The organism is Streptomyces sp. NPDC037013, from assembly GCF_055607265.1.
In genome coordinates this window covers 96,902-118,051 of record NZ_JBVJRV010000012.1, presented here as the reverse complement: position 1 = coordinate 118,051, position 21,150 = coordinate 96,902, and the positions used below count along the sequence as shown (strand labels likewise).

General features: G+C 69.8%; 18 protein-coding genes. 9 read left to right on the top strand and 9 right to left on the bottom strand.

All coding sequences use genetic code 11. From position 1 onward, the window contains the following. Window positions 1-43: 43 nt before the first annotated feature. From ACZ7DY_RS35790 to ACZ7DY_RS35780, 3 genes are all read right to left on the bottom strand, one after another. Entirely contained in the window at window positions 44-925 is an 882-nt protein-coding gene (locus ACZ7DY_RS35790; RefSeq protein ID WP_471143251.1) for a phytanoyl-CoA dioxygenase family protein, read from the bottom strand. A gap of 5 nt (window positions 926-930) precedes the next feature. Beyond that, a complete protein-coding gene (locus ACZ7DY_RS35785) occupies window positions 931-1,185 on the bottom strand; it encodes a phosphopantetheine-binding protein (RefSeq protein WP_471143248.1) in 255 nt (84 codons plus the stop codon). A 185-nt stretch (window positions 1,186-1,370) separates the two neighbouring features. After that, window positions 1,371-2,771 carry an FAD-dependent oxidoreductase gene (locus ACZ7DY_RS35780; RefSeq protein WP_471143245.1) on the bottom strand — a complete coding sequence of 467 codons (1,401 nt, stop codon included), beginning with the start codon at window positions 2,769-2,771 and terminating at the stop codon, window positions 1,371-1,373. Window positions 2,772-3,297: 526 nt separating this feature from the next. Here ACZ7DY_RS35780 and ACZ7DY_RS35775 point away from each other — a divergent pair. Continuing rightward, window positions 3,298-4,059: a DUF2306 domain-containing protein gene (locus tag ACZ7DY_RS35775; protein WP_471143243.1), complete on the top strand. Its 762-nt coding sequence runs from the start codon at window positions 3,298-3,300 to the stop codon at window positions 4,057-4,059. Between the two features lie 144 nt (window positions 4,060-4,203). After that, complete coding sequence (locus ACZ7DY_RS35770) at window positions 4,204-5,784, top strand: MFS transporter (protein ID WP_471143241.1); 1,581 nt, start codon at window positions 4,204-4,206, stop codon at window positions 5,782-5,784. A gap of 57 nt (window positions 5,785-5,841) precedes the next feature. Here ACZ7DY_RS35770 and ACZ7DY_RS35765 read toward each other — a convergent pair whose 3' ends face one another. Continuing rightward, window positions 5,842-6,939: an acyltransferase family protein gene (locus ACZ7DY_RS35765; RefSeq protein ID WP_471143239.1), complete on the bottom strand. Its 1,098-nt coding sequence runs from the start codon at window positions 6,937-6,939 to the stop codon at window positions 5,842-5,844. Window positions 6,940-7,172: 233 nt separating this feature from the next. Further along, window positions 7,173-8,189, bottom strand: a complete 1,017-nt coding sequence (locus ACZ7DY_RS35760) for an alcohol dehydrogenase catalytic domain-containing protein (protein ID WP_471143236.1) — start codon at window positions 8,187-8,189, stop codon at window positions 7,173-7,175. Between the two features lie 481 nt (window positions 8,190-8,670). Between ACZ7DY_RS35760 and ACZ7DY_RS35755 the strand changes: the two genes are divergently transcribed. After that, window positions 8,671-9,861 carry an acyl-CoA dehydrogenase family protein gene (locus tag ACZ7DY_RS35755; RefSeq protein ID WP_471143234.1) on the top strand — a complete coding sequence of 397 codons (1,191 nt, stop codon included), beginning with the start codon at window positions 8,671-8,673 and terminating at the stop codon, window positions 9,859-9,861. Between the two features lie 740 nt (window positions 9,862-10,601). Then, window positions 10,602-11,009, top strand: coding sequence for an SgcJ/EcaC family oxidoreductase (locus ACZ7DY_RS35750; protein ID WP_471143231.1), 408 nt, complete (start codon window positions 10,602-10,604; stop codon window positions 11,007-11,009). Between the two features lie 89 nt (window positions 11,010-11,098). Here ACZ7DY_RS35750 and ACZ7DY_RS35745 read toward each other — a convergent pair whose 3' ends face one another. Continuing rightward, complete coding sequence (locus ACZ7DY_RS35745; RefSeq protein ID WP_471143229.1) at window positions 11,099-11,902, bottom strand: TIGR03084 family metal-binding protein; 804 nt, start codon at window positions 11,900-11,902, stop codon at window positions 11,099-11,101. A gap of 431 nt (window positions 11,903-12,333) precedes the next feature. Here ACZ7DY_RS35745 and ACZ7DY_RS35740 point away from each other — a divergent pair, with 431 nt between their 5' ends. The 4 genes from ACZ7DY_RS35740 (at window position 12,334) to ACZ7DY_RS35725 (ending at window position 16,426) form a co-directional block, all read left to right on the top strand. Beyond that, entirely contained in the window at window positions 12,334-13,050 is a 717-nt protein-coding gene (locus tag ACZ7DY_RS35740; RefSeq protein ID WP_471143327.1) for a helix-turn-helix transcriptional regulator, read from the top strand. Window positions 13,051-13,225: 175 nt separating this feature from the next. Further along, a complete protein-coding gene (locus tag ACZ7DY_RS35735; RefSeq protein ID WP_471143226.1) occupies window positions 13,226-13,879 on the top strand; it encodes a MerR family transcriptional regulator in 654 nt (217 codons plus the stop codon). 304 nt (window positions 13,880-14,183) lie between these two features. Beyond that, window positions 14,184-14,762 carry a DUF5987 family protein gene (locus tag ACZ7DY_RS35730; protein WP_471143224.1) on the top strand — a complete coding sequence of 193 codons (579 nt, stop codon included), beginning with the start codon at window positions 14,184-14,186 and terminating at the stop codon, window positions 14,760-14,762. After that, window positions 14,759-16,426 (top strand): FAD-dependent oxidoreductase, encoded by a 1,668-nt coding sequence (locus tag ACZ7DY_RS35725; protein ID WP_471143222.1) that lies wholly within the window; start codon window positions 14,759-14,761, stop codon window positions 16,424-16,426. The genes ACZ7DY_RS35730 and ACZ7DY_RS35725 overlap by 4 nt, the downstream gene beginning before the upstream one ends. A 139-nt stretch (window positions 16,427-16,565) precedes the next feature. Here ACZ7DY_RS35725 and ACZ7DY_RS35720 read toward each other — a convergent pair whose 3' ends face one another. Further along, window positions 16,566-17,792: a putative PEP-binding protein gene (locus ACZ7DY_RS35720; RefSeq protein ID WP_471143220.1), complete on the bottom strand. Its 1,227-nt coding sequence runs from the start codon at window positions 17,790-17,792 to the stop codon at window positions 16,566-16,568. Beyond that, a complete protein-coding gene (locus tag ACZ7DY_RS35715) occupies window positions 17,793-19,694 on the bottom strand; it encodes an FAD/NAD(P)-binding protein (protein WP_471143217.1) in 1,902 nt (633 codons plus the stop codon). A gap of 264 nt (window positions 19,695-19,958) precedes the next feature. Here ACZ7DY_RS35715 and ACZ7DY_RS35710 point away from each other — a divergent pair, with 264 nt between their 5' ends. Further along, window positions 19,959-20,426 carry an acyl-CoA thioesterase gene (locus tag ACZ7DY_RS35710; RefSeq protein ID WP_471143215.1) on the top strand — a complete coding sequence of 156 codons (468 nt, stop codon included), beginning with the start codon at window positions 19,959-19,961 and terminating at the stop codon, window positions 20,424-20,426. On the opposite strand, the gene ACZ7DY_RS35705 is transcribed toward ACZ7DY_RS35710, so the two are convergent. Further along, the gene (locus tag ACZ7DY_RS35705; RefSeq protein ID WP_471143213.1) at window positions 20,403-20,996 is read right to left on the bottom strand and encodes a carboxymuconolactone decarboxylase family protein; all 594 of its coding nucleotides are present in this window, start codon (window positions 20,994-20,996) and stop codon (window positions 20,403-20,405) included. The two genes, ACZ7DY_RS35710 and ACZ7DY_RS35705, sit on opposite strands and share 24 nt — an antisense overlap. Window positions 20,997-21,150: the final 154 nt, after the last annotated feature.

Genomic DNA, 21,150 nt, shown 5'->3' with positions numbered 1-21,150 from the left:
GCAGACCAGTCCGGACTGGTCTGCCCCCCCCTTTTCATGACCCCTACCTCAGCGGATTGGCACCGCGTGGCCTGGTGGCGAGCTCCTGCTGGGTCTGCTCAAGGAGCAGGAGCGGGTCCTGCGTCTCGACCTGGCCCAGGCCCGGCGGGCAGCGGTCCCAGCCCAGCAGCCGCTGCACCTCCTCTGGCAGGGTCAGCACGGTCTCCCGGGAGACGGCGAGATACTGGTTCTCCTCCTGGCGCAGGTTGCCCAGGTCGAACGCGACGGAGAGGCTGTAGCGCGGCGAGTCCGTGGTGTTGGCCCCGCCGCCGTGGTAGACGCCGCCCGGCCACAGCAGCGCGGAGCCGGCGGGCATGACCGCGGGAACCGCCTCGGCGTAGGAGGGGGCCCGCTCGTCGTCCCAGTGGTGGCTGCCGGGGATGACCAGGGTGGCGCCGTTGGCGGCGGTGAAGTCGGTCATCGCCAGCATCAGTTGCAGCCGGCACGGCGGGCCCGGATGCCGCCACAGGTGCATCGCGTCGTCGCGGTGCAGGGGCTGGCGGCCCTGGCCCGGATCGATCCTGATCGCCTGGGTGAAGCTGATCTGGATGCTGGGGGTCACCTCCATGCGGACCTTGCCGATCCACATGTGGGTGGTCTGCTGCAGCAGGCGCCGGGCCGCGCCGAGGAACTGCGGTTGGAGGACGACGCTGGTCATGGGGTGCGGCGAGCGCTGGAAGAGGCTGGAGAGCCGTTTGGTCTTCTTTCCGTCGTAGCCGCTCTCGCTGTAGCCGGCCGCCTCCAGGCCGAGTTCGAGGTCCGCCCGGAGCGCGGCGAGTGTCCGGGAGTCGACGAAGTCCTCGACGATCACCGCGCCGTCGCGTTCCAGGATCTCGACGACCTCGTCGAGCGGGGTGGCAGGGTGGACGTGGGTCAGTCCGGCCATCGCGCTCACTCCTCGACGCGGGCCAGTACGCCCCGGGTGAAGGTCTCCAGGTCCGGGTCCTCGAACAGGTCGCCGACGTCGAGCGTGATGCCCAGTTGCTCCTCGAGTCCGGCGACGATCCGCACGGCGGCGATGGACTGCCCGTTGAGCTCGACGAAGGTGGCGCCGGGCCGATCGGAGCCCGGGCCGAGGACTTCGGACCAGATCGCGGCGACCCGCTGGGTGATGTCCGCGGTGGCCGACGGCTGCTGAGTGGTCATGTCACTGCTCCTCACTGCAATTTCAGAGGTCTGGGATAAGAGAGATGAGGCAGGTGCGGCACCTGGTCCTGACGCCACCGGTCCCGACTTCGACTTCGGGTTCGGGTTCGGGTTCGACCTTCGCAGCCGTGGCCGCTGCGGAGCATCTCCTGAACTGCCCTTCCGCCCGGCCCGCATGGCCCCGGTCAGCGGGGACCCGGCCGGCTCGCGACGCCGGCCGGGCGCGCGGCGGCCGGGCCGCGCAGCGCGTTCAGCAGGACCCGCAGGATCATGCCGGGGCGCATCAGCTGCTCCGGCCGGTCGAGCATCCCGGCGGCGCGCATGTACCCGCGGGTCACCGTGCGGTCGCGCGTCGCCGCTGTCTGGACCATCGCCAGGTAGCGCTGGCCCATGCGCACCTTCAGGTCCCGCTTGCCCTCGACGCCGTCGAAGCCCAGGTCGACGGTGCGCGTCATCTCCCATGGCGGGTCGATGACCTCGCGCGCCAGGTCGCGGAAGTACTGGCGGGCGTCCGGTGTGGCGCCGGTGTGCAGGTGGCGGCGCAGGGTGAGGGCGGACATCGCCGCGACCGTCATGCCCTGGGCGTAGACGGGGTTGAAGCAGGACACCGCGTCGCCGATGACCAGCAGACCGGCCGGGAACCGGCCCATCCGCTCGTACCGTCGCCGCTGGGTGGTGGGGAAGCGGAAGGCGACCGGCTCGTCCAGCGGTTCGGCGTGCTTCAGCGCCTCGTGGACATCGGGGACCGGCAGGCGCTTGACGAACCCGTACAGGCCCTCCTGGTCCGTGGGCGGGTGGTCGCCGAGGATGCCGTAGACGGTCATCAGGGTCGTGTCGCCCTCGGTCTTGGTGAAGATGACGCCGCGCGGCACCTGGGGGGAGGCGACGGCGATGATCGCGAGGTCGCCGTCGTAGGGGTCGACCTTCATCTTGTAGTTCTGGGTGACGTAGCCCAGCCCGATGTTGGTCCGGTCCTCCTCGACGCGCGGGTAGCCCATCTCCTCGAGCCACACCGGGGTGCGCGAGCCGCGCCCGGTCGCGTCGACCACCAGGTCGGCCGCGATCTCCTCGGCGGGCCCGCCGCTCTCTTGGACCTTGACCCCCGTCACCCGCGTGTGGTCGGCGGTGGCGGTCAGGCCCAGGATGTCGTGGCGTTCGACGAACCGGACGTTCGCCAGCTCGGCGGTGCGTTCGCGGATCCGGCGCTCCATCAGCGGCGCCGAGGCCGGCACCGCGATGTAGCCGATGTCGGCGCGCTTGACCGGGCGGCCGCGGAAGTACCAGCGCACCGAGCCGGAGAAGTCGCCGGTCGGGGTTCCGTCGGCGATGAGCTGGTCGGTGATGCCGGGGTAGAGCTCTTCCATCACCACCCGGCCGCGGACGTGCATGGCGTTGATGTGCTTGCCCTGGGGGCGTCCGCGGCGCGGGCCGTCGACGCCGGTGACCGTGTCCCGGTCGACGACCAGGACCTCGTCGTAGGCATCGGCGAGCACGCGGGCCGCGAACAGCCCGGCGATGCTGCCGCCCAGCACGATGGCGCGGGTCGGGTCGCCGTCGGCTGCCGACCGGGGTGTTTCCTGGGGCATCTTGCCCACCTCCTGGGGATCGTGCCGGGGATGTCGGGAGTCTGCGGTTTCGGGGGTTGTCGGGGTTCTGGGGCGCGGTCGGCCGCCCGGCGTGCCGGCGGTCCGGGCCGGTGGGCGTGGCGTCGGGGCGGAAGAACTCCCGGGTCTGCCGCGAGCCGGTGCTCGCGCCGGGCATCGGGTGCGGGTACGGGCATCGGGTGCGGGTACGGCCTTGGGATCGCGGCATCGCCCCGGACCGCCGGAAACCGCTGAATACCGCCGAACACCCCGGGGCGCCGGGCAGGTTGCACACGCGCCGCCGTCGCCCTTGGGCTTCACGATGTGCTCTGGGGCCGGGGCCGGGCATCTCCTGGATTGCGGGCCGCTCGCCGCCGCGTCGGCCGCTGCCGGGGGCAACGACGCCGGTGAACCCGTTGCGGCGGGCCCGGGGCCCTCACAAGACAGCACTCACGAAGATGCCCGCCGCGGTCCTTGGATCCGATACTCGACCTGCTTTTCTCCCCAGCCGTGAGAGCCGAGGACAGGCATGTCTCAGAACAGGCAACAGACAGGCCTCCAGATGCCCCCTCCGGAGGACCTTGACACCGACCAGCGGCCCGCGGCACACGCGGAACGGCCTTGGTGGAAGAGGTACTACCCCTGGTACGCAGTCGTGGGCGGCGCCGTGCTGTTCAACCTGCTGTACTCCTTCCCCCACTACTTCGCCACGGACCCCGCGGCGTCCCGCAGCCAGCTCGACCCGGGCTTCCACCCGCATTTCGCGTTCCTGGTCGCCCACGTGGCCACCGGCAACCTGGCCCTGGTGACGATGATGCTCCAGGCCTGGCCCCACCTGCGCCGCACGCGGCCGAAGGTGCACCGCTGGACCGGCCGGGTGTACGTGTTCGGCGCGGTGGTCCCCACGACGCTCATCGTGCTGTTCGTACTGGTCCCGCACCGCGCCAACCAGGGCAGCACCGGCCTGGCCTGCGGCGCGGTCCTGTGGCTCGGCACGACGCTGTACGCCTGGCACAAGGCCCGTCAGCGCCGCTACGCCGAACACCGCCGCTGGATGATCTACAGCTTCTCGCTCGCGCTGTTCACCACCTACGGCCGCATCGTCGCCTGGATGATCCTGCACTGGGGCCTGCAGGTGAACATCCAGATCCTGATCGAGGCCACCAGCTGGGGCGTGTGGATCCTCCACCTGCTGATCGCGCAGGCGTACCTGGAGTTCACCGCGCGCCGGCGCGGGAAGGCCCCGCATTTGGGGCGGCTGGACGCGGCGACGGGGGCGGTCCGGCAGTAACCGGATCGCGCCCAGATCCACGGCCTCGGTCAGGACATCCCTCTCGCGGCCCTCCCATGTCGGTTTCTCGGAACCTGCTCCGACCACCGGGTAACGGCGTCATGCGCGAGTGCCACCCCCGGTGGTGAACGAGAAAGGATTTCCATGAGTGACACGACTCAGGACACGGCCCCGCTGGCCGGGCGCCGGGAGTGGCTGGGCCTGGCCGCACTGGCCCTGCCCACGCTGCTCGTCGCCTTCGACATCGGTGTCCTGTTCCTGGCCCTGCCCCATCTGAGCGCCGACCTGGGCGCGACCGGCACCGAGCAGCTGTGGATCACCGACATCTACGGCTTCATGCTCGCCGGCTTCCTGATCACCATGGGTACGCTCGGTGACCGGATCGGCCGTCGCAAGCTCCTCATGCTCGGCGCGAGCGCGTTCTCCGCGGCCTCGCTGCTCGCGGCGTTCTCGACCAGCCCGCTGATGCTGATCATCGCCCGTGCCCTGCTGGGCATTGCCGCGGCCACGCTGTCGCCCTCGACGCTCGCCCTGATCAGCAACATGTTCCGCAACCCCAAGCAGATGGGCACGGCCATCTCGCTGTGGGCGTTCTGCAATTTCGGCGGTGCCGCCCTGGGCCCGGTCATCGGCGGAGTCCTGCTGCAGCACTTCTGGTGGGGCTCGGTGTTCCTGATCAGCATCCCGGTGATGCTGCTCCTGCTGGTCGCCGGCCCACTGCTGCTGCCCGAGTACCGCGACGCCGACGCCAAGCGCCTCGACCTGTTCAGCGTGGTGCTGTCGATGGCCGCGATCCTGCCGGTGGTCTACGGCATCAAGCAGCTGGCGGCCGGTGACGACAGCTCGTCGGTGGGGGCGTACGTGGCCATCGCCGTCGGTGTCGTGTTCGGTGTCGTCTTCACCCGCCGCCAGCTGCGCCTGCCCAATCCGCTGCTCGACCTGCGGCTGTTCCGCAACATCCGGTTCAGCAGCTCGCTGCTCGCCATGTTGCTCGCCTCGGGGACACTGGCCGGGATGGGCCTGCTGACCAGCCAGTTCATCCAGAGCGTGCTCGGTCTCGAGCCGACCGAGGCCGGGCTGTGGCAGGCCCCGACCGGCCTGGGCATCGCCGCCGGCGTCCTGGTCACCCCGGTGATCGTGCGGCGGATCCAACCGCGCACGGCGATTCTCGGCGGACTCGTCCTGTGCGTCGCCGGCCTGGCCCTGCTCACCACGGTGAGCAGGAGCAGCAGCCCCGCCCTGATCTCGCTGAGCGTGGCGCTGGTGGCGCTGGGCATCGCGCCGATGTTCATGCTCGGCACCAGCATGGTCGTCGGGGCGGCCCCGCCGGAGAAGGCGGGCTCGGCGGCGTCGATGTCGGAGACCAGCAACCTCCTCGGCTCGACCCTGGGGCTCGCCCTGCTGGGCAGTGTCGGCGGTGCGGTCTACCAGTCCGGCATGGCCGACTCCCCGGTCGCCGAGGCCCGTCAGACGCTGGCCGAAGCGGTCGATGCCGCCGCCAAGCTCCCGGCCGGCCCGGCCCAGTCGCTGGTGGACACGGCGCGCAACGCCTTCACCGACGGGCTGAACGTGGTGGCCGTCGTCGGCATCGTGATCATCGCGCTCATCTTCGTCCTGGTGTGGACGACGCTGGGCCCGGAGAAGGCGACGCCGGCGCAGGCCACGTCCGAGGAGCTGGATCCGGTCGCCGAAAGCCCCGAGAAGGCCGAGACGGCCGAATCCTGATGCGGCCTTCCGCCCGGTACCCGTCAGGTCGGGGCCGGGCGGAGCGCCGGGCCCGGTTCAGCCCGTGGCCGTGGGGGCGTTGACCCCGTCGGGACCGACCGCGGGCAGCACCGGCGGGTGCGGCCGGGGCCTGGCCCAGCGGCGCATGACCGGCATCTCCACGAACCGGTGGAGCAGCCAGGCCAGGACGATGCTGAGGGCCAGGCAGCCCAGCAGGAACAGCACCGCCACCGGCGTGCTCCACGCCGCCCGGTCGAAGGCGCCGTATCCCATCCACTCCCCCTTGAACGCCGCCTGCGCGGAGTTCATCACGTTGAGGTGGATCAGGAAGAACGCGTAGGAGATCTCGCCCAGCCAGACCAGCGGGCGGCGGGCCAGTACTCTGCCGCGGCCCGCGAGGTCGTCGGTGGCGGCGGCCGCGACCAGCAGCCCGAGCGGGAATGAGTAGGGTGCGGCGAACGACCAGAGCTGGGGCAGCCACAGGGCCCCCACGTATACCGCGAGGACGCTCAGCGCGGCCGGGGCCAGGCCGAGGCGGATCCACCGTCCGCTCAGGACGATGCGGGCGAAGAGGATGCCGACGACGAACTCGAGGCAGCGCACCAGCGGGAACTGGTAGGCGAACCACATCTGCGGCCAGGAGAACTGGTCGTATGCCGGGAACATCGGAGTATCCGGCAGGAAGGTCTTCGACAGCAGCGGGACCGACAATGCCAGGGCCGACACGGCAATGGCCCAGTACCAGAGCCGGTTGGCGCGGATCTTGTTGAGACCGACAATCAGGAACGGGAACAGCAGGTAGAAGACGATCTCCGCCGAGAGTGACCAGGTGACCCCGTTGACCGCGAACATGAGGTTGTCCATGTCCGGCACCCAGGCGTTCACCAGGAAGAAGTTGGCCGTGGCGGGGCCGGCCTCGATCGGGGTGCCTGATATGAGCAGCATGGCGACGAGGATCAGCCAGAGCACGGCGTGATTCGGGAAGATCTTGAAGAACCTCCGGCGCCAGAACATGCCCTTCGTGTCGTCCGGTTTCACCGCCCAGGTCAGGACGAACCCGCTGAGCACGAAGAAGAACGAGACGCCGACCCCGCCGGCGCTGCTGGTGGTGAAGTCGTAGGCGTCCCGCACCGAGGTGTCGCTGAATATGCCCAAGTAATGTGCGTGGCAGACGAATACCAGGAACGCGGCAACGAATCGTAATGCGGTCAGGGAAGGAAGTCCGCCCCGACGGGGTGCCGTTGCCTCTGTCATGTGTACCTGCCTCGTCGTCGGAAGGCCCGGGAGAGAGCCACAACCGGTCTCGGAAGTGGATTGTCCGGGCTACGTCGCGGGCGGGCGTCTTCCAGAGTGCGGTATTTCTCGGACCAACTTCTCTGTGTGTGCTGTCAGTACGTCACGACGGCCCGGAAGCGGGCCTCTCCCTTCGCCGCCTTGTCGACGGCGTCGGTGATCCTGTCCATCGGGAAGACCTCGGTCATCGGGGTCACCGCGCCCTTGGCGACCAGGTCGAGTGCCTCGGTCAGATACCGCAGCCCGTCGTGGGTGGCGCCCAGCACGCGCTGGCCCCGCGCCCAGAACGGTGTGCCGGGGCCGATGGTGAAGGAGCCCGCCGGGTCGATGGTGGCCAGCACGATCCGCCCGCCGACCCGCAGCCCCTGCAGCGTGTCGGTGGCGGCCTCGTACGACGTGCCGGTCACCAGGACGACGTCGGCGCCGCCGGCCTCGCGCAGTTCCTCCCCGTCCCGTACGACGAGGTCGGCCCCGAGCCTGCCGGCGAGTTCGTGCTTGTCCGGCGAGCGGGTGAGGGCGATGGTCTCGAACCCGCAGGCCCGGGAGTACTGCACGGCCATGTGCCCCAGTCCCCCGATGCCGAGGACGGCGATCCGCTCGTGGGGCTGCGGCCGGCTGGCACGCAGCGCGCTCCAGGCCGTGTAGCCGGCGCAGAGGACGGGTGCGGCCGTCGCGTAGTCGATGCCGTCGGGGAGCAGCACGGTGCTCGCCTCGGCCACGCACAGGTACTCGGCGTGGCCGCCCTGGACGGTCAGTCCGGTCATCACGGGCTGCGCGCACATCATGCCGGACTGGCCGGTCAGCGGCAGGTTGCGCCGGCAGTAGGCGCATCGGCCGCAGGCGGCCTGGACCCAGGTGGTGCCGACCCGGTCGCCCACCTGGCGGGTCGTGGTCCCGGGGCCGAGTTCGACTATCTCGCCCGCCGCCTCGTGTCCGGTGATCGCCGGTTCGCAGGCCGGGAAGGGGAAGACGCCCTGGGCTACCCAGATGTCGTTGTGGCAGATCCCGCACGCGTGCACCTTGATGAGGACCTCGCCGGGGCCAGGGCGGGGGGTGGCGACTTCCCTGATCTCCCACCGGGCGTTGATCGCGGGAATGACGGCTGCTTTCATGGGCGTTCACTCTCCGGCTTCAGACGTTCGGGAAGGCCGCGCGAGCCGTACGCCGCGGTGTTCTGTCCGGGCGAGGGGGGCGTGCTCCCGTGGGCGGCCGGCTGTCGCGTGGCTGCGAGCTTCGACCGGCGTCAGCCTCACACCCGCCCGGGCGCCCGGCATCTTCTGGCGTGCTCTTGGCATCCGCGCCCCTCCCGGACCTGGCGCGAACTCCCCTTCCGCGCAAGGCGGTTGGGCCGGTGCCCGACAGCGCAAGCCGGGAGATGCGGCGCCCGGCGGTGCGCAGCAGGATGCGCTGAGAGATCAGCCGCTGGGTTCCAGAGGGACCGCGGCGCGGAGTTGCGCACGGCCGGCGTGACCACCTGCCCGTAACCCGCAACTCAGGAGATGTCTCGCACACCGGTGCCTGCGACGGTGATCCAGGACTTTCGGTCGCCGGGCGCCCAACGAACCCCCTGTCATCGCTTCCCGAGGAGAATCTGTGGACACCACCGAGCTTGCGGACTCACCCACCCGCGCCGACCTCGTTGCCCGCGCGGCGAAGCTGGTGCCGACGCTCCGCAAGAACGCGTTCTGGGCCGAGGAGAACCGCCAGTTGCACGAGGACACCATCAAGGCGATGGCGGAGGCCGGCCTGCTGCGCACCCGGATCCCCGCCCGCCTGGGTGGTTACGAGTCCGACATGAGGACGCAGGTGGAGGTGCTCGCAGAGCTGGCCAGGGGGGACGGGTCCGCGTCGTGGACCGCCGGCGTGTGGTCCATCAGCGCGTGGGTCGCCGGGCTCTTTCCCGACGCGGTGCAGGACGAGGTGTTCGCCTCCCCCGACGACCTGGTGAGCGGCATCCTCAGTCCGACGGCCACGGCGGTGCCGGCCGAGGGCGGCATCGTGGTCAACGGCCGGTGGTCGTTCAACTCCGGTGCCAAGCACAGCAAGTGGAACACCAACGCGGCGGTGCTGGCCATGCCGGACGGCGGCTACCAGCCCATCATGACCCTGATTCCGCTGGCCTCACTGGAGATCGACGACGACTGGCACACCGCCGGGCTGCGCGGTTCGGGCAGTGTCAGTACCGTCGCCCGCGAGGTGTTCGTGCCGGAGGGCCGGTACATCCCGATGGGCGGAATCCTCCAGGGGCACAGCGGCCACGGCAGTAACGCCGACGCGCTCATCAACCGGGCGCCGATCATGCCGACGGCGTGCGCCACTGTCAGCGCGACCGCCCTTGGCCTGGCCAAGGGCGCCAGGGACGTCTTCTTCGAGCGGCTGCCCGGCCGGAAGATCACCTACACCGAGTACACCGACCAGAGCGAGGCCCCGCTCACCCACCTCCAGGTCGCCGAGGCATCGGTCAAGATCGACGAGACCGAGTTCCACGTGTACCGCATCGCCGACCTCGTGGATGCCAAGAACGCCTCCGGTGAGCCGTGGACGCTGGAGGAGCGGGCCCGCGTCCGGCTCGACACGGGCGCGGCGTGCCAGCGGTCGAAGGAGGCCGTGGACATCCTGAACACGGCGAGCGGCGCCTCGTCGATCTACACCGACGTGCCCATCCAGCGCATCGAGCGCGATGTCCAGACGCTGAACCTGCACGCCATCATGCACCCGAACACCAACCTGGAGCTGTACGGCCGCATCCTGTGCGGGCTGACGCCCAACACCCAGTACCTCTGATCATCCTGCTTCTCTCGGCAGGGCCCGGGGGGGGCCGGGGGCCCGAGGGGGGCGGGGCCGGGGGCCGGGGCGGTGGCTGCGGCCCCGTTCCGGTCCCCGCCCTGTACGGGAAATCGAAAATCGTGCGGGGCGGCCCGGTCTCGTCGGCCTTTTTCCCGTGGTTCAGGTTCACCACCGCTTCTTTCTCCCGTTCGGCCCGGACCGGGCTCGTCATCCGGGCATGCTCGCGCGGAAACCGGCGATTAACCTCACTGTCACGGCGCCCTCACCGTTCGTGGGGAACTCGGGCGGTTGCGGTGGCGTGCACCGGACAGTGAATCGGGAAAGCCTCTCGGCTCGGGCTCCTGGCAGCGTCTCTCCAGCGCCTGCGGTCCTCGTAGATCGACTGGATCGTGGGGCAGGGCCGGCGCCGGATGAAGCCGCATTTATTTCGTATGCATGCGGCTGTTCGCTCCTCGGAATTCTCGCATTCCCCCGTATTTTGCGTCCCTTTCGGGCCTCTTCTGCCGTCTGCCGTATCGCTGTCCCGGAAATCCGGCGCGGCAGAATTTGCCGTACTCATGAGTACGGCCGGCAGGAGAGTGTTCCGGGAAATGTGAATGTGCAGCCAGGTAACTTGCGCTTTACGGCCCGGACCGGACCGTTCCGCGGGGTGACGGCATCGTCGGAGTTGTTCGGGGGCGAAGAATTTTGCCACGCTGTCGCGGAGCGGGAAACACGCGTACCAGAGGGAGAATTCAATGCCTAACACGACCAGTTCCACCCAGGCGGACCAGGCAGGTGCGGCGGAGGTTCCGCAGCGGATTGTCGCGGCGTGGGCGAAGCACGACGCGAAGAAGTTCGCTGCGGTATTCACGGAGAACGGCACGATGATCCTGCCCGGGACTTTCAAGAAGGGCCGCAAGGCCGTCGAAGAGTTCATGACCGAGGCATTCGCCGGATCCTACAAGGGGACACGCGTGACCGGTGAGCCGATTTCGGTCGAGTTCCTCAGCCCGGAATCCGCGATTCTCGTCACCGCGGGAGGCATTCTGCTGCCCGGGGAGAAGGAGGTCGCGGCGGAGCGGTCCATACGTGCCACCTGGGTGGTCGTCAGGGAGGGAACCGGGTGGCAGCTCGCCGCCTACCAGAACACTCCGGTCGGCTGAGACCACTTCGCGGACGGGCCGGGGGCTCGGGGCTGACCGGCCCCGGGCCCCCGGCCCTTTCCCCCTCCCCCCTCGCCACCTGCGGCCGGCTACCCCAGCACTTCGCTGAACTGCCCCGGACGGCGGCCGGGGCCCGCCGGACCGCGGTACGCCTGGGCGATGTCGAGCCACCGGTCGCTCTCGGGGCCGGTGGCGGTCAGGGCCAGGTCCGCGCGGTGGCGCCGCCGGGTGGCGAGCAGGCACAGGTCGACCGCCGGACCCTCGATGAGCTCGTCGGCCTCGGCGGGTCCCCTCTCCCACACCTCTCCCGAAGGCGCCGTCAGCCGGAAGCGGAACCCGGTCGTCGGCGCTGCGATTTCACGCGACTGGTAGCCGAAATCCCAGGTGACCACTACGAATTCGGCGATGTGGAGGATCCGGTCGGTGAACGTCCGCCGCACGCCCAGTGCGTCCGCCACGTCCTGGCCGTGGGCGAAGGTCTCCATCATCCCCGCCGCGGCGAGCACCCCCGCGGGGATGGGACGCACCAGCCACGGCACGATCTGCGCGGGCCCGACCGCGAACAGCGCCCGCTCGGCGGCGGCGCGCTGACTCCGCCAGCGCTCCAGCAGCCGGGCCGGGCCGGCCGCCAGGTAGGGGGACAGCCCCTGCTGGACCGCCGCGTCGAAGGACGTTCCCAGCCCGGCGACCTTGGCCTTGAAGGCCGGGGCGTCGGCGGCGGCCTTCTCCGCCAGCTCGAAGACCATGGCCAGATGTGCGATCTGATGGGCTATCGTCCACCCCTCCGCGGGGGTCGGCGTATCCCACTCGGCGTCGCCCAACTCCGCGACCAGAGCATCGAGCGCGTCCCCTTCCTCGACCAGATCTGCCAGGACGTCCCTCTGCTTCGCCATGGGGAATTCCCTCCACTCGTTGCGGATATGTTCCGGCACCCAGTGTGTGGCAGCCCGGCGTCCGGTCCTTCTCTCCCGATGCTCACTACGGAGAGCAATAGATCCGGTTGGAAGTCGGTCGAGAACCGCATCGTCGAGGAAGTCAAAGGAGCTCGTAACATCTCCGATGTTGCTGTTTTAAGGCACTCCAACGGGCGTGCGTATATTCCCATGGTTTATGCACTCGAAACATAAAACGGATGCTTGTTCGGCTGTGAGACGTACTGCTAACGTCCATTCCGCTGTGAGCGTTCTAGGTCGCCCCCCGTCCGGCCCCATGGCCTCGAATTCACCGACCTGATCGCCTTTTCACTGCCCTGGGAGGGTAAATGGAGAGCGGGAAACGCGCGGTGCCCACCATTGTCGATGCCGTCGAGCGATCCATCAAGACCATGCGGGAGAACCTCTCGGAGCCGCTGAGCATTGACGACATAGCTGGGTTCGCCATGTACAGCAAGTTTCATTTCTCCCGCGAATTCCAGAGGGTGACGGGCGTCTCACCGGGCCGTTTCCTGTCGGCGATGCGCATCCGGGAGGCAAAAAGACTGCTTTTGACCACCGATCTCACTGTCACCGCCATAAGTCACATGGTCGGGTACAGCAGCGTGGGAACCTTCAGCTCGCGATTTTCAGGAAGCGTCGGAGTATCCCCCTCCGTATACCGGAGATTCAACGGCTTCGTCACTTCGGTAAAGGTCGCGGGAAAGCAAGACGCCGGGGGTTCGGTATACGGTTCCGTCACCGCACCCGAGGGTGCGGATCTGGGATTATTATTCCTCGGCCTTTTCCCTACGCGGGTACCCGAGGGAAAGCCGGTGAGTTGCACCGTCCTCCCCTTTCCCGGACCTTTCGAAATCACCGAGGTTCCGGAGGGCACGTGGTTCCTGCTGGGACATTCCGTTCCGGGACACGCCTGCGAGGCCCTGACCGAGGACCAAGCGGTTCATGTGGGCTCCCTCGGCCCTCTGGAGGTGCGCCGGGACACCCCGCTCGGCCCGACCGACTTCCGGCTGCGGGGCATGCGCATTCTCGACCCCCCGATACTGGTGGCGCTGCAGCGCGTGCGGTCCGAGGCGTTCGAGACGGACATCGTCCGGGCCGCCGGATGATCCCGCGCCGCGGCCGGCGCACCGCCGGACCCACCCCCGCACCCCGCCGCGCACCCCCGCCGCCCCCGTGATCGCGGCAGCACGCAGGCCCGGAGCCTCCGTCCGCACCGCCCGGGAGATGGCCCAGCGCAAACGGCCTGCTCACCGGCGGCATCGAGAGAAGTGGGGAAAGCGCATGCGCATGGCCGAACTGAGCGGGAAGAGCGGGGTGCCGGTGCCCACGATCAAGTACTACATGCGGCAAGGGCTGCTGCACGCGGGCCGGCGGGTGACGACCACACAGGCGGAGTACGACGAGTCGCATCTGCGGCGCCTGCGCCTCATCCGGGCACTCGTCCACGTGGGGAAGATGTCCATGGCCACGGCCAGGGAAGTCCTCGCCGCGGTGGAAGACGAGTCCACATCCCCTCATCTGCGCCTGGAAACCGCCCTCTTCGCACTCCCCCCCGGCCCCGGGCCGCCGCCGATGGACCCGGCGACACAGGCCGCGCGCCAGCGGGTTGACACCCTGCTCGAGCGGTTCGGTTGGGACAACAGCGGGGAATCCGCGGCGAAATCGCCGACGCACGCGATGCTCGTGACCGCGATCGGCGCACTGATACGCCTCGGCTATCCGTGCGCCGTCGAAGACCTGACGCCGTACGCGCACGCTGCGGGTCAACTCGCCGCCCCCGTACTGGATGTGGCGGATCGGTACACATCTTCGGGCGAACAGCTGGAGGCGGCGGTCGCGCTGACAGTCCTGTATGAGCCGATCCTGCTGGGCCTGCGGCGCATCGCGGAAGCCGAGGAGGCCATCCGCCGGCACGAGACCAGGACCGGCAGCTGAATTCAGCCGGACCCCGGGCCGTGGAAGAAATCATTTCTGCGAAATTCCGGTGATCCGGGGGAAATACGCGGGAGAAGCGGCATTTGCCGCACCGGCCGCATCACCCCATACCCGGCCGCGGGGCGTATTCGCGCCATGTGCACGGCCGCCACCAGGGGTGCCCCCGCGTTCACCGCAGCACATCGAGGCAGCAATGACGGAGATGCCCGGCCCACCCCCACGGCGGAGGATCTGTGCGGAGTGGTTCTCGACCTGTCGAGTCGCTGCCGATTCCATGCCGCCCATGCGCCGAAATGGAGAAGGAATGCCACCCATTCAACCGCTGCCAGATCAGGACAGAGTCAGCACGTTGGAAGCATTCGCCGACACCATCGTCCCCGGTGCGAAACGGTACGAGGGCGACCGGGCGGTGGCCGGCGTCGTACCGGGTCCCGGCGCGGTGGCGGCGGGCGCCCTGGAACTGCTCCGCACCCCCGCCACCGGGCTGTCGGACTCCCTGGAGGACTTCGCCGACGCCCTCAACGCCCATGCCCGGCTGTACACCACCGATGACCCCGACGACACCGATGACACCGGCGAGGCGGTGCCGCCCTTCGTGGCCCTGTCCTACACCGAGCGCAGGCACCTGGTGGCCGTGCTGACCGCTCCGGGACACCCCGAGCGCGACATCTGGGTCAGTCTCGCCCTGTTCAGCAACATGGCCTTCGACACCGGCGCCCATCTGCACACCGCCGACGCGATCGCCGCGGGCCACCCGGGCCTGGCCGCCCTGGGTTTCGCGCCGCCCTCCGAAGACGGGCTGTGGCGCTTCTCCGAGTTCTCCTACGGCCGCCCCCTTGCCCGTCTGCACCCCGACACCACACCCTCCGGGAGCCTGGCGTGAATGCGATCGAGCAGACCGATGTGCTGATCGTGGGCAGCGGGTTCGGCGGGTCCATCACCGCGTACCACCTCGCCGCGGGCGGGGCGAAGGTCACCATGCTGGAGCGGGGCCCCTGGCTGGAGTCGAACGACTTCGAGCACGACTTCCTGCTCGGTTCCTCCTATACCCGCATCTTCGATTTCACCGTCGGCGACGGCATGAGCCTGCTCGGCGGCAACTGCGTCGGCGGGGGCAGCGTCGTCTACTTCGCCGCGATGCCCCGCGCGCCCCGCTTCGTCTTCGAGCGCACCGGCAGCATCGGCCGGCGCATGTGGCCGGCCGCCATCGACCGCGATGTCCTCGACCCCTGGTACGACGTGGTCAGCGAGGCCCTGCCCATCACCACCCAGAGCTGGGAGGACGTCAGTTACGCCGGCGGGCTCTTCGCCGCGGCCTGCGACCACGCCGGCCGGACCGCCAATCCCGTCCCCACCGCTGTGGACAACTCCAAGTGCACGAACTGCAACTGGATGATGGCCGGCTGCCGGTTCGACGCGAAACGCTCGCTGCTGCTGAACTACCTTCCCGCCGCGCGCGCCCACGGGGCGGAGATCCGGCCGCTGCACGAGGTCCAGAAACTCACGCGCACCGCCGACGGCGGCTACCGCGTCCACTACAACACCATCGACGACACGGACTACCGCCTGAGCAACGGCAGCGGTGTCATCGAAGCCAAGATCGTCATTCTGGCCGCGGGAGCGGGCGCCACCCCGGTCATCCTGCAGCGCTCCGCCGCCGACCTCGGCACGATGCCCCATGCCGTCGGACGCTACTTCTCCGGCAACGGCGAGCGGCTCAACAACGCGTTGATCGACGAGGAGCGGGCCCGCGACCTGCTGGGCCTCGACCGCGGCGGCGACATCGCCTACCTGGCCAACCAGATCGGCAAGGGGCCGGTGGTGGCCAGCTGGGACAACCTCGACGGCAGCCTGCCCGAGCACTCCCGCTTCTCCCTCGAACAGCTCTACTTCCCGCCGGGGTTCGGCACCATCCTCGCCCAGGTCCCCGATGCCCCCGAGCCCAGTTGGTTCGGTGCGGAGAAGACCGAGATGGTCCGGCGCTGGCGTTCCTGGCTGACCATCTTCACGATGGTCGAGGACGACAACGAAGGCGTCTTCGGGCCGCCCCCGCCGACCGGGAACGCCGTGCGGATCTCCCAGCAGATGCTCGGCCGGGGCCCGATCTCCTACCGGCCCAGCGCCAACACCCTGCGCGGCTGGGACGAATCCGACGCGGTCGTCAAGGACATCCTGGAACGCGACGGGCTCTCCCGCGTGACGCCCTGGACCAATGACGTGGTGGGCGCCTACACCGTCCACCCGCTCGCGTCCTGCCGCATCGGCGACGACCCGTACACCTCCGCCCTGGACGACCGGCACGAACTGCGCGGCCATCCCGGCATCTTCGTGACGGACGGCTCGGCCGTGCCGGGCGCCCTCACCGTCAATCCCGCGCTCACCATCTCCGCGCTCGCCGAACGTGCCGTTCCCGGCATCGTCCAGGCGGCCCGCGAGAGGGGCGTCGAGGTCACCTACGGCGCCCCCGCCCCCGACGGCAGCACCTCCGGGCGGGCCGGTGTCCGCGGGCAGCTGCCCCTGCTCACCCGCCCGCGGACGGCGGGCTGAGCAGGACCCGCCCGCAACGGGCGCAGGACTCCTGGGACGGGCTGCGCTCCCCCGCGCCCGTCCCAGGGCAGTTCCGCTCCCGCACCCGCCCGCCCCCGCCACCGGCCGTACGGCCGGTGGCGGGGGCGCGGCGTGGTGGTCAGGTCCGGGAGGAGTACTTGAGGAGCATCTGCTGGAGTTCGGCGGTGCACATCATGTAGCCGTCGGGGGCCGGCAGGTTCGCCAGGTAGTGGTCGAGGTCGGAGGCCAGGGAGAAGACCCGTACCGGGGTGCCGGCGGCGCGGGCGGACTCCACGACCCTGCGCACCCCGTCCAGGACGGCCGGGTGGCGGGTGCGGTAGGAGTCGGCGACCAGGTGGTTGCCCCGGTCCGCCGCGAGATAGAACTGCACCAGGTCCTTGATGCCGACGAACAGTTCGCTGGCGCCCGCGGCGCACATCGCCGAGGTGGCGTGCACGGCGGAGGGCGTCTCGATGAACGCCGAGAGGGGAACGCCGTCGGGCAGGTCGAGATGTGTCCTGAGCCGGGTGAACTCCCTCTCGTCGCTGACGAAGGGCACCGAGAGGCTCACCCGGTCGGCTTCGTCGCCGAGGCGGTCGCGCAGTGTGGACAGCACGACGTGCAGGGCGTCGCGGTAGGAGGCGCAGCCGAGCAGCCAGCGGGCGCCGTGCAGGCCCATCTCGGGGTTCGGCTCGACCGCGACGGGGGCGCTCTCGGTGACGTCGGCCGCGTGGTCGGAGCGCAGGTCGAGCATCCGCAGGACCAGGCGTTGGCCGGGCAGCAGCGCCTGGACGAAGCCGCAGAGCCTGCCTGCGATGGCCTGTCCGTAGGCGGTGATGTCTTCGGGGCCGCCGGCCAGGGCGTCGAGCGGGCTCAGGCCCAGTGCGAGGCAGAGGAACTCCTCGCGGATGAAGAAGGAGCCGACCTGTGCGGCGTTGGGCCCGCAGGCGTTGATGGCGGTGATGTCCTGCAGGTCGGCGATGACCGCGCAGGCCGAGCCGAGGTCGTCCAGGGTGGGGCCGTGGGGTTTGGGCCGGGCGGCCGGCTGCGCTCCGACGACGATCGAGGCGCTCTCCAGGTACAGCGTCACCTCGCCGACCAGATCGGCGAGGTCGGCCTCCTCGACGCGGAGCACGGGGATGCCTCTGCCCCGGCACAGGGACTGCATGTGTCCGGTCAGTCCGCCGGAGCCGCAGACCACCGCGCGGGCGGCGACGATGGCGTCGTAGAGCCCGGCTTCGAGGGAAGGGGCGACGAGGATGGTGCCCTCGCGTGGACTTCTCGTGCGGTTGCAGATGCCGTGCAGCACGCTTTCGGTGCCGCCGGCCAGGAGGAATCCCGCAATCCGCCGCCCGTTCCCGTTCAACTAGCCCTCCAGGTTCTCGGCGTTCTCGATCCCCAGTTGCCGACGTAACTGCCGTGGTGTCACGGAGACGTCGTTGAGGCGTTCCACAGCGACCCGGTTGACGACTGCTCTCATCAGGCGGTCGGGCCGGGAGACATCTCTCGGGAGGGCCGGGAGGCCGCTCAGGGAAAGGATGCTCGCGTGCAGGCGGGAGTCGAGTGCTGCTCTTTGCCGGCGTTCACGCGTGGCCAGCCTTCGCACTTCCAGTACCACAGACTCCTCCAGGGCCGCCCTGGCCGCTTCCTCCGGATTGCTGGCATAGCTGCGGTAATGGGGGTGTCGGGCCGCGATGTCGGTCAGGCCGTCCTGGCGCAGGTCCAGCTGCTCGACGACGTGGGCGGCGACGGACACCGAGTGGTTCTTGATGGCGGCGAGGTTGAAGGTGAACGCGCCGGTGCGGCCGTGCCGGACGATCTCGTCGCCCTCCCTGAGCGCGCCGACCGCGGAGATCGGTCCTGCCGGTCGCCCGTCGGCGCCCAGCAGCGTTCCGCATTCGTCGACCTCCAGGCCGCGTCCGGTGCGCTCGTGCGGGGTCGCCATGCCCTTGCGCAGGAGGTTGCGCCAGAGCGGCCGGCCGACCTTGGCGTAGTCGGACTCCCTGGCGAAGTTGGAGACCACCAGGTCGGCTTCGATGTCGTGCCTGGCCTGCTGGGCGGCGACCGAGACCCGCAGCCGTCCGGAGGGGGTGGGGGTGATCGCCCGCACCCTTCCGAGGAGCAGGTCCACCGTGCCGTGCGGTGGCCGCATGGCGTCTTTGATGACGCCCATCGTGTACTCCACGGCACCCACGCGCAGGGCGGCGATGGTGGTGGCGAACTCATCGAGCAGGAAGCGCAGTTCGCCGGTGGGGATGCGTGCGATGGCCTCGGGGAGGTAGGGCTCCCACGCCTTGGCGACGCGCTCGGAGATGATCGCGGAGGAGATGTCGGGGTGGTTGTCCCGGACCGTTGAGCATGCCGCCTGCCATGCGGTTTTGACCCTGGCCAGGAATTCCTCGCGGTTGCGGTAGGGCTCCAGCAGGGCGTCGGGGCGGGGCAGTCGCAGGACGCCGTGTTCGTGGGTGTGGGGGTAGGTGCGGAAGATCGTCCCGGACTTGGAGATGAGGTGGATCCGCCCGGTGTGGCCGTTGCGCAGCAGCAGGCCCGCCGAGTCGTAGGCGGTCAGGGCGGATCCGACGAGGGCGACGGTGGCGTGGGGGGCGAGGCGGGTGAGGGTGCGGATGGCGGTCGCGGAGTAGGGGTTGCGTATGAAGGAGGGGTGGCCTGCGACCTCCGCGGCGAAGGGCGGATCCTTCAGCTCCGGGCCGGTGGCCAGGATGACGTGGTCCGCGCGGAGCAGCTGGGTGTCCGGGCGCGGCCCGGGCCGCAGGCCCTCGATGCCGTGCGCGAAGAGGTGGCCCACGGTCACCTCGACGCCCCGCTCGCATGTGTCCAGGTCGAGTGCGTCTCCGTCCGCTTCGACGAGGTCGACGCCGGGGTAGGCCTCTCGTCTGGCTTCGGCCAGCCGGTCCTGGAGGTAGTCCTGGAAGATCCGGCGGGGCGCCGGGCCGTGTTCGGTGAAGTGCTGTGCGGCCCAGTGCGGTGGCCAGTCGCGGCGGTCGGCCTCGTGGTTGGCCCAGCGGATGAAGTCCAGGACGTCTTCCCGGAACACGGACATCCGGCCGGCCTGGATGTTGAAGACGTGGTCCCAGGGGTTGCCGTCCCGGTGGTAGGCGACTCCGGCGCAGCGGTAGTCGGGGCGCCGCTCCAGCCGGACGATCTCAAGTGGTCTTCGTGCGAAGTGGAGCAGCCGGATCACCGTGGCGGTGCCGGCCAGGCCGGCGCCCACGACGAGCACTCTGGGGCGCACGCCCGTTCGACTCATGAAGCCTCTCCGTCATCTGGACCCGATGGGGTGTCGGACCGGTTCTTCGGCCGGTGGGATCAGCCGTCGAGGCCCGGTGCGGCCGGGACGCTTCGCCCGGGTCGGAGATCCCTCAGCAAGCCCGGAGATGCCGGTCGGCGGGCGATCCTCAATCGTATCGGTGGGGTCCCTTCCCATGATTCGAACTCGGCCTGGTGGTGGATCCGTTCGTGCCGTCACCGGTCTTCGCCCGCCCTGCCTGACGGCGAAGGAAAGGAAGCGCTGATGACCGACGTGCGGCCCTACTACGAATTGCGCCATGTCGTCGGATTCGAGGAGACCAACCTGGTCGGCAATGTCTACTACGTCAACTACGTCCGCTGGCAGGGCCGGTGCAGGGAGATGTTCCTGCTGGAGAGGGCCCCCGAGGTGCTCGACGACATCCGTGAGGACCTGAAGCTGTTCACGATCTCGGTGAGCTGTGAGTTCTTCGCCGAGATCACCGCCTTCGACCGGTTGTCGATCCAGATGCGTCTGGAGGAGCTGACCCAGACACAGATCGTCTTCACCTTCGACTACGTGCGCCTGCACGAGGGCGGCGAGAAGCTGGTGGCCCGTGGCCGGCAGCGGGTGGCCTGTATGCGCGGGCCCAACGGCGACACCCGGCCCACGCGGGTGCCCGACGCCCTGCGGCTGGCGCTGGAACCGTACGCCGCGCAGGTGTCGGCCTCAGCTTCCGTCCGCGGGGGCTGAGGCGCCAAGAGGCAGGTCCGGGACGTGGTCCGGGGCCGGGCCCGTGCCGTAGCCGTGTCCCACGATGCGGTGTGCGGCCACGGCGTAGTAGTCCTCGGCCGGGATGTCGGTGGACAGGCAGCTGACGTAGCGGTTGTACATGCAGAAGGCCGCGGCGATCAGCACGGTGTCGTGGATGTCGCTGTCCTGGGCGCCTTCGGCGCGGGCCACGTCGATCGCCTCCTGGGACACCGGACGGGCGTCTTGCTGCACCTCGGCCGCGATGCGCAGCAGGGCGCGCAGCCGGGCGGTGACCGGTGCGCTGTCCGGGCCGGCGCACACGGCCCGGACCGTGTCCCGGCCGCCGTCGAGCTGGGCGGCGGCCGCCGCGCCGTGCGTGCCGGCGCAGAAGGGCGTGTTGTTCAGATGGGAGACGTAGGCCGCGATCAGCTCGCGTTCCCCGCGGCTCAGGGTGGCCGGCTCCCGCAGCAGCACGTTGGCGAGGTGGTTGAGCGGCGCGGCGGTGTCCGGGCGGTGGGCCATCAGACCGCGGATGCCGGGCTCGTCGTTGCCGATGTCGATGTGGGCCATGGGCGCGTCCTTTGTCGGTCGTCCGGGCGGTAGACCCGTCCATGTTCCTGAGGAGGGCGGCGGGGACCAACTTCCGTGTTGCTGACTTCGGCTCGGCCGCCCCGCCTTGAGCGCCCGCCCTGCTCCGCCGCGTTGGGCGTCCGCGGATTCAGCA

Bases quoted from the DNA above. Each gene is read 5' to 3' on its own strand.
- ACZ7DY_RS35790 (WP_471143251.1), bottom strand. From the start codon at position 925: ATGGCCGGACTGACCCACGTCCACCCTGCCACCCCGCTCGACGAGGTC.
- ACZ7DY_RS35785 (WP_471143248.1), bottom strand. From the start codon at position 1,185: ATGACCACTCAGCAGCCGTCGGCCACCGCGGACATCACCCAGCGGGTC.
- ACZ7DY_RS35780 (WP_471143245.1), bottom strand. From the start codon at position 2,771: ATGCCCCAGGAAACACCCCGGTCGGCAGCCGACGGCGACCCGACCCGC.
- ACZ7DY_RS35775 (WP_471143243.1), top strand. From the start codon at position 3,298: ATGTCTCAGAACAGGCAACAGACAGGCCTCCAGATGCCCCCTCCGGAG.
- ACZ7DY_RS35770 (WP_471143241.1), top strand. From the start codon at position 4,204: ATGAGTGACACGACTCAGGACACGGCCCCGCTGGCCGGGCGCCGGGAG.
- ACZ7DY_RS35760 (WP_471143236.1), bottom strand. From the start codon at position 8,189: ATGAAAGCAGCCGTCATTCCCGCGATCAACGCCCGGTGGGAGATCAGG.
- ACZ7DY_RS35750 (WP_471143231.1), top strand. From the start codon at position 10,602: ATGCCTAACACGACCAGTTCCACCCAGGCGGACCAGGCAGGTGCGGCG.
- ACZ7DY_RS35745 (WP_471143229.1), bottom strand. From the start codon at position 11,902: ATGGCGAAGCAGAGGGACGTCCTGGCAGATCTGGTCGAGGAAGGGGAC.
- ACZ7DY_RS35740 (WP_471143327.1), top strand. From the start codon at position 12,334: ATGCGGGAGAACCTCTCGGAGCCGCTGAGCATTGACGACATAGCTGGG.
- ACZ7DY_RS35735 (WP_471143226.1), top strand. From the start codon at position 13,226: ATGCGCATGGCCGAACTGAGCGGGAAGAGCGGGGTGCCGGTGCCCACG.
- ACZ7DY_RS35730 (WP_471143224.1), top strand. From the start codon at position 14,184: ATGCCACCCATTCAACCGCTGCCAGATCAGGACAGAGTCAGCACGTTG.
- ACZ7DY_RS35715 (WP_471143217.1), bottom strand. From the start codon at position 19,694: ATGAGTCGAACGGGCGTGCGCCCCAGAGTGCTCGTCGTGGGCGCCGGC.
- ACZ7DY_RS35710 (WP_471143215.1), top strand. From the start codon at position 19,959: ATGACCGACGTGCGGCCCTACTACGAATTGCGCCATGTCGTCGGATTC.
- ACZ7DY_RS35705 (WP_471143213.1), bottom strand. From the start codon at position 20,996: ATGGCCCACATCGACATCGGCAACGACGAGCCCGGCATCCGCGGTCTG.